The 14,478-nt window shown below is 62.4% G+C and carries 10 protein-coding genes; 3 read left to right on the top strand and 7 right to left on the bottom strand.

Annotated features, from left to right (window positions below):
• Window position 1 precedes the first annotated feature (1 nt).
• The 5 genes from CKW40_RS31005 to dgoD all read right to left on the bottom strand — a co-directional run bounded on the left by CKW40_RS31005 (window position 2) and on the right by dgoD (window position 5,588).
• Window positions 2–1,003 carry an ABC transporter permease gene (locus CKW40_RS31005; RefSeq protein ID WP_095203569.1) on the bottom strand — a complete coding sequence of 334 codons (1,002 nt, stop codon included), beginning with the start codon at window positions 1,001–1,003 and terminating at the stop codon, window positions 2–4.
• On the bottom strand, window positions 1,000–2,523 hold the full coding sequence (locus CKW40_RS31000) for a sugar ABC transporter ATP-binding protein (RefSeq protein WP_095203568.1): 1,524 nt from the start codon (window positions 2,521–2,523) through the stop codon (window positions 1,000–1,002). The genes CKW40_RS31005 and CKW40_RS31000 overlap by 4 nt, the downstream gene beginning before the upstream one ends.
• 104 nt (window positions 2,524–2,627) lie before the next feature.
• The gene (locus CKW40_RS30995) at window positions 2,628–3,611 is read right to left on the bottom strand and encodes a substrate-binding domain-containing protein (protein ID WP_095203567.1); all 984 of its coding nucleotides are present in this window, start codon (window positions 3,609–3,611) and stop codon (window positions 2,628–2,630) included.
• Between the two features lie 22 nt (window positions 3,612–3,633).
• Window positions 3,634–4,410: an SDR family oxidoreductase gene (locus CKW40_RS30990; protein ID WP_095203566.1), complete on the bottom strand. Its 777-nt coding sequence runs from the start codon at window positions 4,408–4,410 to the stop codon at window positions 3,634–3,636.
• Window positions 4,411–4,415: 5 nt separating this feature from the next.
• Window positions 4,416–5,588: a galactonate dehydratase gene (gene dgoD / locus CKW40_RS30985; RefSeq protein WP_095203565.1), complete on the bottom strand. Its 1,173-nt coding sequence runs from the start codon at window positions 5,586–5,588 to the stop codon at window positions 4,416–4,418.
• Between the two features lie 276 nt (window positions 5,589–5,864).
• Between dgoD and CKW40_RS30980 the strand changes: the two genes are divergently transcribed.
• Window positions 5,865–8,042 carry a tetratricopeptide repeat protein gene (locus CKW40_RS30980; protein WP_095203564.1) on the top strand — a complete coding sequence of 726 codons (2,178 nt, stop codon included), beginning with the start codon at window positions 5,865–5,867 and terminating at the stop codon, window positions 8,040–8,042.
• A gap of 271 nt (window positions 8,043–8,313) precedes the next feature.
• Complete coding sequence (locus tag CKW40_RS30975) at window positions 8,314–10,500, top strand: adenylate/guanylate cyclase domain-containing protein (RefSeq protein ID WP_095203563.1); 2,187 nt, start codon at window positions 8,314–8,316, stop codon at window positions 10,498–10,500.
• 12 nt (window positions 10,501–10,512) lie between these two features.
• On the opposite strand, the gene CKW40_RS30970 is transcribed toward CKW40_RS30975, so the two are convergent.
• Window positions 10,513–11,013: a YHS domain-containing (seleno)protein gene (locus tag CKW40_RS30970; protein WP_439331015.1), complete on the bottom strand. Its 501-nt coding sequence runs from the start codon at window positions 11,011–11,013 to the stop codon at window positions 10,513–10,515.
• A gap of 12 nt (window positions 11,014–11,025) precedes the next feature.
• On the bottom strand, window positions 11,026–11,616 hold the full coding sequence (locus CKW40_RS30965) for an ankyrin repeat domain-containing protein (protein ID WP_095203642.1): 591 nt from the start codon (window positions 11,614–11,616) through the stop codon (window positions 11,026–11,028).
• Window positions 11,617–12,046: 430 nt separating this feature from the next.
• On the opposite strand from CKW40_RS30965, the gene CKW40_RS30955 reads away from it, so the two are divergent.
• Window positions 12,047–14,251 (top strand): CHASE2 domain-containing protein, encoded by a 2,205-nt coding sequence (locus CKW40_RS30955; protein WP_095203561.1) that lies wholly within the window; start codon window positions 12,047–12,049, stop codon window positions 14,249–14,251.
• Window positions 14,252–14,478: the final 227 nt, after the last annotated feature.

Raw genomic sequence — 14,478 nt, 5'->3', positions numbered from 1 at the left:
GTCATGTCCTGTTCAAGTGGTATTCGGCAATGACCACAGCAAGGATCAGCAGTGAGCCTTTTGCAAGCAATTGATAGAAGGTTGGCACGGACGTCAGTATCATTCCGTTGTTGAGCACGCCAATGATGGCGACGCCGAGCAGCGCGCCGACAATCGTGCCCTTGCCGCCCTGCAAGGCACAGCCACCCAGCACGGCCGCCGTGATGGCCTCGAGTTCCAGGCCCTGGGATCCGGATACGGGCTGACCCGAACCGGTACGGGCAGCCAGCAGGATCCCGGCCAATCCGGCGGCAACGCCACTCATGATGTAGATGCCGACGCGGTAGCGGTTGATGTTGATGCCGGAGAAGCGGGCGACAACGGGATTGCCGCCGAGCGCATAGATGTTGCGGCCGACAATCGAACGCGCGAGGAAGAGGTGGAATGCGATCGCGGTCAGCACCAGAATCCAGACCAGCAACGGCAGGCCGAGGATGCGTCCAATGCCGATGAACCGGAACGTGTCGCTGAAGATGGCGATCGACTGGCCGTCGGACATGATGAAGGCGATGCCGCGAAAGATCGCCATGGTGCCGAGCGTGGCAATGACCGCGTTGACTCGCCCATAGGTGATGATGATGCCGTTGACGAGACCGGCAAGACCACCAAGCACCAGGCCGGCAACGATGCCGGCCGCCGGCGACCCGGTCGCCTGGATGGCCATTGCCGTCGAGACCGTGGTCAGACCGACAGTGGCGCCGACGGCGATATCGAGACCGCCGCCGACGATGACCACGGTCTGGCTCATCGCCAGCACGCCGAGAATGGTGATGCCGAGACCGATGTTGAGCAGGTTTCGGCTGGAGAAGAACACATCGCCGCGCAGCGAACCGAAGATGACAACGAGAATGGCGAGCGCCACCAGAAGGCTGATGTTGTGAACGCCAAGGCGCTCCACAAGGCGCGTGGAAACGCCCCTGGCGTCGGTCTGCGCTTTCGATGCGCGAAGCTCGAGGCTGTTCATTGAATGTGGTCTCCGGGCGCTGGTGCGGATTGCGGCATGGCGTGTTTGAGGATCGTCGCCTCGTCGATGTCGGGGCGGGCAAGTTCTGCCGTGATACGGCCTCCCGCCATGACAAGAACCCTGTCGGCGAGGCCGATCAGCTCCGGCATTTCCGAGGAAATCAGGATGATGCCGATGCCGCTTGCCGCGAGTTCATCGATCAGCCGATAGATTTCCGCCTTGGCGCCGATGTCGATGCCGCGCGTCGGTTCCTCGAGGATGAGCAGCATCGGCTGCCGGGCAAGCCAGCGCGCCAGAACGACCTTCTGCTGATTGCCGCCCGACAGTTTCGAAACCTGCTCGTCGAGGTTGGGTGCCTTGATCGACATCTTGGCTGCCAGCGGCGAGACAATCTCCAGCGCCTTGCGCCGGTTGAAGAAGCCGAAGCTCGACGTCTTGTCGGGCACGCAAAGTGCTGCGTTGTCGAGAATGCTTCGGAACAGCAGCAACGCCTCGTGCTTGCGGTCTTCGGGAGCAAAGCCGATGCCCGCGACGATCGCCGCATGCGGACTGTTGGGGACAACGGGCGCGCCGTTCATGGCTATGGTGCCGGCGATGCGCCGGTCATAGCCGACAATCGCCTTTGCCAGTTCGGAGCGGCCCGCACCCATGAGGCCGGCGATGCCGAGTACTTCGCCGCGACGGACCCTGAGGCTGACATCGCTGACTCGGTCGGTGGTCAATCCCGCCACCTCAAGCAATTGTTCCCCGGACCGCCAGGTTTCGCGGGTGAACAGATCGGCGATGTCGCGGCCGACCATGAGCTTGGCGATGGTCTGCTCGCTGGCGCCGGCCGCCGGCGAATCGTCGACCAACCTGCCGTCGCGCAACACGACAATGCGGTCGGCAAGGTCGATGACCTCGTTCAGCCGGTGCGAGATGTAGATGATCGACGTGCCGTCCTCGCGCAGCCGGCGGATGACGGAAAACAGGCGCCGCGCTTCATCATCGGTCAGTGACGAGGTCGGCTCGTCGAAGGCGATCAGCCGGCCGCCGGCACGGATGGCGCGCATGATCTCGATCATCTGGCGTTGCGCCGGGCCGAGCGTGCCGCAGAGTTGGCGTGGCCGCATGTCGTGCTGCATGCCGAAGGTCGCAAGCACCCGGTCGGTCTGCTGCTCCAGCTTGCGCCAGTCGAGCAGGACGCCTGCCAGGCGCGGCAATTCGCCGACGAAAATGTTCTCGGCGACCGTCAGGTTCGGAACGATCTCCGGCTCCTGATGGATGACGCGTATTCCGGCGCGGTGGCTGTCGCGCGGTTCGCTGAAAACGATCGGCGTGGAACCGTGCCGCACGGTGCCGGTGTCCGGTCCGAACACGCCCTCGAGAATGCGCATCATCGTCGATTTGCCGGCCCCGTTCTCGCCGACCAAAGCGAGCACCTCGCCTGGCCGGAAAGCGATCGAGACGTTGTCGAGCGCCTGCACGACGCCGAAGCGTTTCGATATGCCGTCGAGCGAGAAGAAGTCCGATTGCGTCAAGGCTCACTCCCAAGGATCGATCCGTGTTCGGTGGCATGGCAGCCAGCGAACCTGCCGACTGGAAAGCGTCATGCGCCCCTGGGGACGCATGATGCAGGTCCGGCTCAGTGGCAGAGCTTGGCCTTGTAGTCCGACGCAAAATTGCCGGCGGTGATGTATTCCGGGTCGGTGAAGGACTGAACGGGCAGCTTCGTTCCGTCCTTGATCGAGGCCAGCAGGATCTTCACCGCCAGCGCGCCATGGTTCGCCGAATTGAGCCACATCGTACCACGGAATGCCGAAGGCTTGCCTGATCCGAAGGCTTCGCAGGCGCGGCTGCCGTCAATGCCGATGCCCATGCCCTGGTCCGCGGCATAGCCGGCATTTTCCAGCGCTCGCGACGCACCCAGCACGCCGTCATCGTTGCAGGAATAGAAGATCCAGTTGGTGACGCCGGGATTGGCCGTCAATGTGGTGGTCATGACGTCGATGGCGTTGACCATCGTGTTGTCATAGGGGACGCGAAGGATGTTTGCCGGCTTGAAATCGGGCACCGCCTTCAGGAACGCTTCCTCGGCACCCTTGTTGCGCTGCATGCAGGTGTCGGCCTTGCGGTCCTCGATCGAGGCGATACGCACCTCCTTGCCGGCCCAGCCGTCGGCCTTGTAGAGCTTGGCCAGTTCTTCGCCTACCCGCGCACCGATATTGTAGGCATTCATGCCGACATAGGGGACCTGGGTGCCGTCCTGGTAGTAGATATCGTCATCGACCGCCACCAGCGGGATTTTCGCCGCCTTGGCCTTCTCGGCGATGACCGGTCCGAGCGCCTTGTCGGGAACGACGATGGCGATGCCCTTGACGCCGTCGCCGACCATCGTGTCGAAGGTGGTGATTGTCAGATTGGAGTCGAACTGGACGTCTTGCGACACGAAGGTGGCGCCGGCCGCCTCGGCCGCTTTCTTGGCGCCGCCGACTTCGGCGACGAACCATGGGTGCTCGCCCATCTTGTTGATGTAGCCGATCTTGATGTCGTCGGCGCTTGCCGCGCCAGCCATCAGTCCGGCAGCCAGTATCGCCAATGTTGCCAGAGCCTTTGTCGTCGTTTTCATGTGGATCCTCCCTGCTTGGTTGTCAGTCGTGGTAGAGAACCGAGCGTCCGCCATCGATGGTGATCGTCTCGGCATTGATGAACGGCGCTTCGTCCGAAGCGAGGAAAACCGCCGTCATTGCAACTTCGTCCGGCCGGCCAATGCGCTTGGGCGGATGAAGGTCGTAGGCCCGCCGCTTCTCCTCGGCCGGGTCTGGAAAGGTGTTCCAATAGGCTTCCGCGATCGGCGTCTCGATGTAGCCGGGGGCGATCGCATTCACACGGATGCCGCGCGCCGCATATTCGATGGCGAGCGAGCGGGTCAGGCCGACAAGCGCATGCTTGGCGACCGGATAGGGAAATGTGTGGGGAATGATCTTGAAGGCGTGGCAGCTGGCTATGTTGACGATCGACCCCGAACCGTTCGCCAGCATCGTCGGCAACACCGCCTTGCTGCAGAACCACGCGGCCTGGAGATCGAGCCTGAGACAGCGGTCCCATTCCTCGTCCGGCATCGACAAGGGTTCGTAAAAGATGTTGGCGCCGGCATTGTTGACGAGAACATCGACGCCGCCATAGGCCGCGATCGTCTTTGCCACCATGTCGGCCACTGCCGCTGTGTCGGTGACATCGGTTTCGACGAAAAGGGCATCAGTGCCCTTGGCACGCAATTCGTCGGCGAGCGCCTTGCCGGTTGCCGCATTGAGCTCGGCAATCACGGTCTTTGCCCCCTGCATCGCAAAGGCCCGGGCGGTGGCGGCACCAATGCCCTGGCCGGCGCCGGTGACGATTGCGATCTTTCCCTGAAGCCTGCCTGTCATGGCGCTCACCAATCGACCACAGTGCCGTCGGGCATGACGGCGTTGCGGGCATGCAGCACTTCCTGCTTGAAGGGGTGGCGCGCGATGACATCTTCATTCACGGTGACGCCAAGGCCAGGCAGATTGGGCACGTCCCAACGGCCGGGTTTGCGATCGATCGGCCAGGTGACGACGTCGTCGTACCAGGCGACCGCGCCCGACATCTCCTCCTGGATGATGACGTTCGGCGTCGATATGCCGAAGTGAAGCGCTGCGACGCCGGCGATCGGGCCGAGCGGGTTGTGCGGCGCAAGGCCGATGCCGGCGGTTTCGGCCAGGGCCGCGATCTTCTTGGTTTCGAGCAGGCCACCAGTATGGCAGATATCGGGCTGGGCAATGTTGAACGCGCGCGCCGCGATCGATTGCGTGAACTCGCGGCGCCCGATCAGCCGCTCGCCGGATGCGATGGGAACCGCCGATCGCGCGGTGATATGCGCCAGGCCGGCGACATCTTCGGGCGGCACCGGCTCTTCGGCGAACATGATGCGGGCCGGTTCGATCGCCTTGAGATAGTCCATCGCCGCGTTGACGGAGGCCGGGCGTCCGTGAAAGTCGACCATGATGTCGATATCGGGACCAACGGCCTCGCGCAGCGCGCCAACCATGTTGGCAACGGAGTCGACCGCCTTCGCCGGCGAGACATAGTGGGTGTAGGGAATGCAGACGACCTTGACCGCGTCGTAGCCGGCCTGCGTGACGATGCGTCCGCGTTCGACGATCGTGTCCGCCGACCCGCTCTCATAGACCGCCTTCATGTCGCCGAGGCCGAGATGGGTGTAGGTGCGCAGATGGTCGCGGACCTGGCCGCCGAGAAGCCGCCAGACCGGGACGCCCAGCCACTTGCCCAGAATGTCCCAGAGCGCGATCTCGATGCCGCTGACGGCCGACATTCCCTCGACGCCGAGGCGCCAGAAACCGTGGCGCGTCAGGATCTGGTAGCACTGCTCCACATTGCGCGGATCCTGCCCGACGAGCAGGGCCTCAAGATCCTGGAGCGCGCCAACGACGGCGCGCGTCTTCCATTCCAGCGTTGCCTCACCCCAGCCAAACAGACCGGGCTCATCGGTTTCGACCCGAACGAAAACCCAGTTGCGCATTTCCGCATTGCAGACGAGCGCCTTGATGGCCGTAATTTTCATAGGTGCTCCCAGACGCGTCGTCTTTTTTAAATCTTATTATGTATGATTTATTATGAAACATATGAGCAAGTCAAGCGCGGCATCGGGTTGCGTCGGCTTCGCGTCATACCTAAGCGGACATCGTGTCGAAGAGCATTCCGCTCAGAACTCGCGGATGGAAGGATCGGCGCGCATACTGAGCAACCCGACATCCTCCGGATAGCGGTCGCGTACGCTCGCGGACTAGAATAGGCTGCAGCGAAGCTGCTTGATCGACCGGGGAGGGCGCAGGCAAGTATGGAGCGAAGGCTTACCGCGATTCTTGCTGCCGATGTGGTTGGCTACAGCCGCCTCATGGGCGAGGACGAGGTAGGCACGCTCGAGCGATTGAAGGGCTGCCGTCGCGAACTGGTCGACCCCGCGATCAAGGAATTCCACGGCCACATCATCAAGCTCATGGGCGACGGCGCGCTCGTCGAGTTCGCCAGCGTCGTCGATGCCGTCCAGTGTGCTGCCATCATCCAACGCCGGATGGCCGATCGCAACAAGGGCGCCGCTGATGCCCGGCAGATCCGGTTTCGCATCGGCGTCAATCTCGGCGACGTCATCGTGGACGAAAACGACATCTACGGAGATGGCGTGAACATCGCCGCTCGCCTCGAGGCCATGGCCGAGCCAGGTGGAGTCTGCATCTCCGGAACCGCATTCGACCATGCCGTCCACAAGGTGGACGTCGGCTTTGCCTGCCAGGGAGAGCAGCGCCTCAAGAATATCGCCGATCCGGTTCGCGCCTATAGGCTCTTGCTCGATCCCGCGGCATCGGGAAAGGTCACGGCCGCGCCCCACCGGCCGGGCTCGCGCGTCATGATCCTGACCGGCGCCGCCGTCCTGGCGATTGCCGCGATTGCCGGCATTTTCGCATGGCAGAAGTTCTCGATGCCATCGCGGCCATCGGTTGCCGTGCTGCCGTTTGCAAACCTCGGTGGCGATCCAGGCCAGGACTATTTCGCTGACGGCATCACCGAAGATCTGATCACCGACCTCACCAAGCTTTCCGGCCTGGACGTCATCGCGCGCAACTCGGTGTTCGCCTACAAGGACAAGCCCGCAGCGCTGACGGACGTCGCGCGCGACCTTGGCGTCCGCTTCGTCGTCGAGGGGAGCGTCCGCCGCAACGGCGAGCAGATCCGCCTCAATGCCCAGCTCATCGATACGGCAACGGGCGACAATCTGTGGGCCAACCGGTTCGACCGTGGCATGGCCGGCGTGTTTGCCGTCCAGGACGAGATGAGCGGGGAAATCGCCAAGGCGCTTGGAATGCAACCTTCGGCAGTGGAAAGCGAGCGCATGGCGCGCCCGCCGACTGAAAACCTCGAAGCCTACGACTTCTACCTTCGGGCCGAGCAGACAGCACGGACCGGCCGGCGCGACGGGCTGCGGGAGGCACTCACGCTCTACGACAAGGCGGAGGAGCTCGACCCCGCTTTTGCCGAGGCCTTCGCGGCGGATGCAAGCATGACAGTCTATATCTGGCGCGAATCGTTCAACGACATCATGCAGAGCGCGCCCGCGCGCAAGCGCGCCTATGAGAAAGCAAGCCGTGCGCTGCAGCTCGACCCGGACCTTTCGTCGCCTTATGCGATTCTTGGGGTCATGCAGGTCGTGGATCGCCGCTACGAGGAAGCCATCGCTTCGGTCGAGCGCGCCGTCGCACTCGGCCCCGGCGATGCGGAGACGCAAATAGCTCTCGGGTACGTGCAACTGTTCGCCGGCAATCATGCCGAGGCAGCCGCAGCGGTCGAGACAGCACTCAGGCTCGATCCCAACCTTTCACCCATAAACCGGCAAATTGCCGGTCTGGTCTTTCTCATTCAAGGTAGCAACGACAAGGCGATCGAGGCGCTCGAACGCACCCGCCACGATGCGCCGTCAGTCGGCGATTTCGCGATCACGCTTGGTGCCGCTTACGCCCGCGCCGGCCGCCTGCAGGATGCGAGGGCGGCGGTCGCCGAGGGATTGCGTTCCATGTCGACGCCAGGGTTCGATTCATTGTCCGCATACCGGCTCAACGGTGCCCAATACCGTAACCGGCAGGATTTGGCTCTCATCATCGACGCGTTGCAGCAGGCGGGCTTGCCCGAATGGCCGTTCGGCTTCACCGGCGATGAGCACAACCGCTTGAAGGGCGAGGAGATCGCCTCCCTGGTGCTGGGCCATACGCTGCAGGGCCAGCTTGAACCCGGTCTCCAAACAGCCTTCCTTCAGATCGGGAGCGACGGCAAGGCGGCCTTCCGCACGACGACGCGGCTGGTCACAGAGATCGTCTATCGCGATGGCGACCTGTTGTGCGAGGTGAGCGAGAATATGTTCGGGCGCCCCGATTGCGGACCCGTATACAAACGCCGCGACGGTGCCGGAAACGGCTATTCCTTTGTCAATTCAAGCAAGGTGTTTCACTTCGCGGTGATTCAGTAGATACACGCGTCCCAGTGATATTTGTCGAGCTCACTAGCGGACGTTGTCCTCCAAGGTCTGCTGTTGTGAACTGACCCGAACGGTCATTCTCACCGCATTTCGGCGTCTCCAAAGCAGACACTGAGCCAGGCCGGCACTGTTCGCCCAAGCCGACATCTTACTGAGTAACCCAGACATCCTCAGGAAAGCAGTCGCGCACGCTCGCGTCCGACGCGGGACTAGAATAGGCTGCAGCGAAGCCGCTTGATCGACCGGGAGGGCGCAGGCAGGTATGGAGCGAAGGCTTACCGCGATACTTGCGGCCGATGTGGTCGGATACAGCACGCTCATGGGCGAGGACGAGGTCGGTACGCTCGAGCGGTTGAAAAGTTGCCGTCGCGAATTGGTCGACCCTGCGATCAAGGAATTCCACGGCCGCATGGTCAAACTCATGGGCGATGGCGCGCTGGTCGAGTTCGCCAGCGTCGTCGATGCCATCCAGTGCGCTGCCGCGATTCAGCGCCGGATGGCTGTCCGAGACCAGGGCACCTCCAGCGCCCGCCACATCCGGTTTCGCATCGGCGTCAATCTTGGCGATGTCATCGTCGAGAAAAATGACATCTACGGCGATGGCGTCAACATCGCCGCGCGCCTTGAGGCTATGGCCGAGCCGGGGGGGATATGTATCTCGGGCACGGCGTTCGATCACGCGGTGCACAAGGTTGATGTCGGCTTTGCCAGTTTGGGCGAGCAGCGCCTCAAGAACATCGCTGATCCCGTTCGCGCCTATCGGCTGCTGCTGGATCCCGCAGCCGCAGGGAAAATCAAGGTGGCAGTTCGCCGGCCGGTATCCCCCCGTGCGATCGGGATGGCAGGAATCGCGGTCCTGTTCGTCGTGCTCCTTGCAGGATTGTTTGCGTGGCAATCGAGGACATCTTCCCTAGCCGCCCGACCTTCGGTTGCCGTGCTGCCGTTTACAAACCTCGGGGGTGATCCGAGCCAGGACTATTTTGCCGACGGCATCACCGAGGATTTGATCACCGACCTCACCAAACTTTCCGGTCTCGATGTCATCGCCCGCAATTCCGTCTTCGCCTACAAGAATCGGCCTGCTGCGCTGGCCGATGTCGCGCGCGACCTTGGTGTCCGCTTCGTCGTTCAGGGCAGCGTCCGCCGCACCGGCGAGCAAATCCGCATCAATGCTCAGCTCATCGACACAGCAAGCGGCGATAATCTGTGGGCCAATCGGTTCGACCGCGGCATGGCTGGAGTGTTCAGTGTCCAGGACGAGATGAGCGGGGAGATCGCCAAAGCGCTCGGTATCCAGGCTTCGGCAGCGGAGAGCGAGCGAATGGCACGCCCGCCGACGAATAATCTCGAGGCCTACGATTACTATCTACAAGCCGAGACGGCGTCACGCAGCGGCCTGCTGGCCGGTCTGCGGGAGGCGCTTGCGCTCTATGAAAAGGCGGAGGGGCTCGACTCCGCCTTCGCAGAAGCCTTTGCGGCTGACGCGCGCACGACCGTCTATGTCTGGCGCGAGTCCTTCAACGACATCATCCAGAGCGCGCCCGCACGAAAGAGAGCCTATGAGAAGGCGAGCCGAGCTTTGGAACTCGAACCGGACCTTTCGTCGCCCTATGCTATTCTCGGTATCATGCAAGTCGTGAATCGCCGCTACGAAGATGCGATTGCCTCTGCCAAGAAGGCTGTTTCAATCGGTCCGGGCGATGCAGAGGCGCAAGCAGCCCTTGGATATGTTCAGTTATACGCCGGCAATCACGCCGAAGCGGCCAATGCGGTCGAGACGGCGCTCAGGCTCGACCCCGACCTTTCCGCCATCGACCGGGAAGCTGCTGGGCTGGTTTTTCTTCTGCAGGGGAATGTCGAGAAAGCGATCGAGACTCTCGAACGCACACGCGACGACGCGCCCACCGTTGCCAACTTTCGGTTTACGCTCGCTGCCGCGTATGTCCGCGGCGGCCGTCTACCGGATGCGAAAGCCGCAATTGCCGACGGGCTCCGCCTCGGAGCAGGGTCCAGCTACGTGGACTCCTTGGCTGGGTGGCAGATGACTCAACATTTCCGAAACCCGCAGGATCTGGCGACCATCGTGAATGCGCTGCGCCAGGCAGGACTACCCGAATGGCCCTACGGCTTTACCCCGGACGAACACGACCAGTTGAAAGGTGCGGAGATCGCGTCCCTCGTCCTTGGCCATACACTGCAAGGCCAGATCGAACCCGCACTACAACCAGCCTTCCTTCAGATCGGGAGCGACGGCAAGGCGGCCTTCCGCACGACGACGCGGCTGGTCACAGAGACCGTCTACGTCGATGGCGATCTCTTGTGCGAGCAGAGCGAGAACCTGTTCGGGCGCCCCGACTGCGGTCCCGTCTACAGACGCAATGACGCAGCCGGCAAAGGCTACTCCTATGTCAATACAAGTAAGGTGTTTCACTTCATGGTCGTCCAGTAGGCGAACCTGGTCTCAGTGATACTTGTCGAGCTCCAAATCGGCCGCGACCTTCGGCCAGTTGGCATCGGCTTTCGGTATTTCTTTATCTGCATGCGCGGCGAAATCGTCCGCATTGCGTACGTCGTAGATCAGGTAGAGCTTGCCGTCGATAATCTTGAACGCTTCCGGATCGACATTGACCGTGACCCCTCCGTTCACGACTTCGCCAGCACAGTAGCCGCCATATTGAGGAGCGTATTTGACCGGTTCGCTCATGAACATTTCCTTGTGTTTCTTGCTGGCAAAATGCCAGGGTGTCCCCAGCCAGTCATAGGTGAATTCTTCGGAGCCCTTCACGGCTTTGCCGTCAGTGAAGTATGCGACCGTGTCGTAGCCCATGATCGCCACGCCGCCAAAATAGCCGGTGTTTACGGAATCGTCGGCCAAGGCCGATCCCGCGCCGGCGACCGCGGCTACCGCGACCAGGGCAGCCCCCAAATTCCGAACCAGTCGTGACTTGATCATCGTGCTCATCTGCATCCTCCGTTAATCGTGGATCTCGGCGCACTTCGCCGCGTTCGCCTCGCCAAGGATTTTGGCTTGGCAGGTAGCACCATGGCGTTTGAACAGTCGTACGATATCCGTATTGCCCTTCCAGAATGCGCGCGTTGTCGGCATGTAGCCATGACCCTCGGGATGGTTCACATCGGCACCTTTCGCAATCAGGAATTCGGCCAATTCAACGTGGTTTTCCTCGCCGGCCACCAACAACGGCGTAGCTCCCGCCTTATTGGCGGCATCGTCGAGCACCGCGCCTTTTTCCAGCAGCAGCTTGGCGATCGGCAGGCTGCCGGAGAAGGCCGCCGCATGAAGCGGGGTGAAGCCGCCCGAGTTGCGCGCCATGACGTCGGCACCCTTGCCGAGCAGGAATTCAGCGATTTCCGGCTGGTTGTCGAGCGCTGCAGCGATGAGGAGGGTTGCACGGTCGTGTGCCCGGCTGTCGACGTCGGCACCACTGGCGAGAGCTTGCTCGACACCCACTTTGTCGCCGGCAGCTATGGCGTCGAACAAGACATCGCCCGCCGCTGCACTGGTCGCGGCAAACGCCAACACGATAAGTGTCAACAGTCCACGCATCCGTATTGATATCACGCGCGAGGATGGCGTACAAGTTCGGCAGGGCGGTGCTGCGCGACATGGCAGCCAGGTCAGCGCGATCTGTCCTGATTTGACGCCCCGGGCGGCCGCGATGTCGCGCACCTTGCTCGCCGCCTCGACATTGGCGTCGCAGTTTTCGCCCTGGCAGCGCGGATCGTTGCGGCGGTAGGCGCTCTCGGGATGATCCTCGGCACGCTTGACGTCGCCGGTGTCGATCATGTGGAACCGATTGAGTTTCTTCGTGGCTACGCAAATCGCCGCGCTGGACCTGCGCTACTCCGTTGAGCGGTAGGTTAGCGATTGCTAATTCTCTAGGAAAAATGCAGCCTAGCCTTGAGGCTCGAAAAGCCATTTCCCGGGGCGGGACCATGCAGGAAGGGTACGCGGCACAGCAACTGGTGCAGAAGCCATGACACGCGCCCAGTTGGCCGGCGTCATCCTGGGCTTGTCGCTGGTCGGGGCGCTTACCATTGTCCGGGCGAGCGACCCGCAGCCGTTGCGGCTCGCCCGCGAAGCGACGTTCGACCAATATCAGAAACTGGCACCTCGCAGGTTCGAGTCGATGCCCGTCCGCGTGGTCGACATCGACGAGGCCTCCTTGCGGCAGTTCGGGCAGTGGCCGTGGCCCAGGGATCGCATGGCGGCTCTGGTCGACAAACTGACGGAGCTCGGTGCGGCTGCCATCGCATTCGACATCGTTTTCGCCGAGCCCGATCGTCTGTCGCCTCGCACTGTCGTCCGCGCCGTGCCAGGCGTCGATCCTGCCTTGCTCGATCGCTTGCCCGACAATGACGAAATCTTCGCCCAATCGATCGCCGGCAAGCCAGTTATCCTGGGTTACGGCATCTCCAACGAAGGGGACTATCGGCCGCAAGTGAAGGCCGGCATTGCCTTTACGGGCGAGAGCCCGGTCGATGCTCCTCCCCATGTCAAGGCAGCCACACCGCTGCGGCCGCAGCTTGAGGCCAATGCCGCCGGCATCGGACATATCAGCCTCAATCCGGGCAGATCGACCGCCGTGGTGAGGGCAGCTCCGCTCTTTCTGACGGATGGCGAGCAGCTCTATCCGGGTCTTGCCCTCGAAGCCATAAGGGTAGCGCAGGGCGCCTCCACCTACCTCATTGCCGGCGCGCCGGACCGGCAGGGCATAATGACCTCCGTCAAGATCGGCGACTTCGTTATCCCGGTGACCTCGGCCGGCGAACTCTGGCTCTATGTCAGTCCCGACAGGGCGGAACGGTATGTTTCGGCGAAGGACGTGCTCGCACCCGGCGGCGTCTCGCCCGAAACAAAGGCCGCGATCGAAGGCAGCATCGTGTTTGTCGGCACTTCCGCCGCCGGGCTGCAGGATATTCGTGTCACGGCACTCGGTGAGAACGTGCCGGGCGTCTCGCTCCACGCGCAGATGGTTGAACAGATACTGTCCGGCCACTATCTGTCGCGGCCCGACTGGGCAAACGGGCTGGAAATAGCGTCGATCGCGACGCTGGGCAGCCTTCTGGTGATCCTGACGATTTTCGTAAGCCCCGCGATTGCGCTCGCTTGCGGCCTGGCGATCACCGGCCTGGCGCTTGTCGCGTCATGGCTTGCCTTTTCGCTTGCGGGACTGCTGTTCGACCCGTTTGCACCGATCGTCATGGGCACGATCACGCATTTCGCGACAACCTCTTTCCGCTTCCTTGTGACGGACCGGGAGCGGCGCGCGATCCGGCGGGCCTTCGGCCAATATTTGTCGCCATCGCTTCTCTACCGCATCGAGCATACGCGCAACGCACTTCGTCTTGGCGGCGACGACCGCGAGCTGACCGTGATGTTTGTCGACGTGCGAAACTTCACCCAGATCAGCGAAAGACTGCCGCCCACCGCCGTCGTGCGGTTTCTGAACACGCTTCTCGACGCGCTCAGCCGTCATGTCACCGCCAATGAAGGCACACTCGACAAGTTCATCGGCGATTCGATCATGGCCTTTTGGAATGCCCCGGTCGATGTCACGGATCATCCTGCCAAGGCCGTCCGCGCGGCATTGGCCATGCGCGAGACGATTGCTCGCCTCAACGAAAGCGATGCATTCGGATTCGGGGCCGAGCAGACGGTCCGCATCGGTATCGGGATCCATACCGGCGTCGCCTGCGTCGGAAACATGGGGGCGGAGTCACGATTCAACTATTCGGCTGTCGGCGACGCGGTGAACGTCGCAGCGCGTATCGAGACAGCGTGCAAGATGGTGAATTTCGACATCCTCGCGTCCGACGACACAGTGCGATCGCTGGCAGGCTGGGCCGTGCTCGACGCGGGATCGCTGGAGCTCAAGGGAAAGAGCGCGAGGACGAAGATCAACGCCGTCGTCGGCGATGAAAATGTTGCCTCGTCGCCGGATTTTGCGGAGTTGCGGCTTCTCCACGGCAAGATCGTCGAGGCGTTGCGTTCGCGCTCGCCACGCAGCCGAAAGATCATCGCGGCGGCCAAAGCCAAGGCCGCGGGCCTGCCGGCAGGCTTGCACGACTTCTATGGCCGGATATCGCGCAGACCGGATGATTTTCTTGCCAAACGGGCGGGAGCGGCGGTGGAAGCGAATGCCGGATATGCGGAGCAACAATTCGGCTCCGATTCCTGACCGTCGAATACCGGACGCGCCAAGAAAAAAGAGTGGCTATCCCCTGCCATGGCCATTGCCGTGGCCTCTTCCGGGATTGCTTGGATCGTGGTGACCCGGATCATTTCCATTGCCGTTGTTGCCGTCATCCGTGTCGCCTGGCGGTGGTGTATCCGGCGGGCTCGGCGGGCTCGGCGGACTGGGCGCTGTCCCTTATACACATCTGACGCTGCCGACGATATGCAGTG

Source organism: Mesorhizobium carmichaelinearum (assembly GCF_900199455.1).
GTDB lineage: Bacteria > Pseudomonadota > Alphaproteobacteria > Rhizobiales > Rhizobiaceae > Mesorhizobium > Mesorhizobium carmichaelinearum.
The sequence above is the reverse complement of the archived record's forward strand: the minus strand, read 5'-3'. Positions and strand labels throughout refer to the sequence as shown.

Bases quoted from the DNA above. Each gene is read 5' to 3' on its own strand.
- CKW40_RS31005 (WP_095203569.1), bottom strand. From the start codon at position 1,003: ATGAACAGCCTCGAGCTTCGCGCATCGAAAGCGCAGACCGACGCCAGG.
- CKW40_RS30995 (WP_095203567.1), bottom strand. From the start codon at position 3,611: ATGAAAACGACGACAAAGGCTCTGGCAACATTGGCGATACTGGCTGCC.
- CKW40_RS30990 (WP_095203566.1), bottom strand. From the start codon at position 4,410: ATGACAGGCAGGCTTCAGGGAAAGATCGCAATCGTCACCGGCGCCGGC.
- dgoD (WP_095203565.1), bottom strand. From the start codon at position 5,588: ATGAAAATTACGGCCATCAAGGCGCTCGTCTGCAATGCGGAAATGCGC.
- CKW40_RS30980 (WP_095203564.1), top strand. From the start codon at position 5,865: ATGGAGCGAAGGCTTACCGCGATTCTTGCTGCCGATGTGGTTGGCTAC.
- CKW40_RS30975 (WP_095203563.1), top strand. From the start codon at position 8,314: ATGGAGCGAAGGCTTACCGCGATACTTGCGGCCGATGTGGTCGGATAC.
- CKW40_RS30970 (WP_439331015.1), bottom strand. From the start codon at position 11,013: ATGAGCACGATGATCAAGTCACGACTGGTTCGGAATTTGGGGGCTGCC.
- CKW40_RS30965 (WP_095203642.1), bottom strand. From the start codon at position 11,616: ATGCGTGGACTGTTGACACTTATCGTGTTGGCGTTTGCCGCGACCAGT.
- CKW40_RS30955 (WP_095203561.1), top strand. From the start codon at position 12,047: ATGACACGCGCCCAGTTGGCCGGCGTCATCCTGGGCTTGTCGCTGGTC.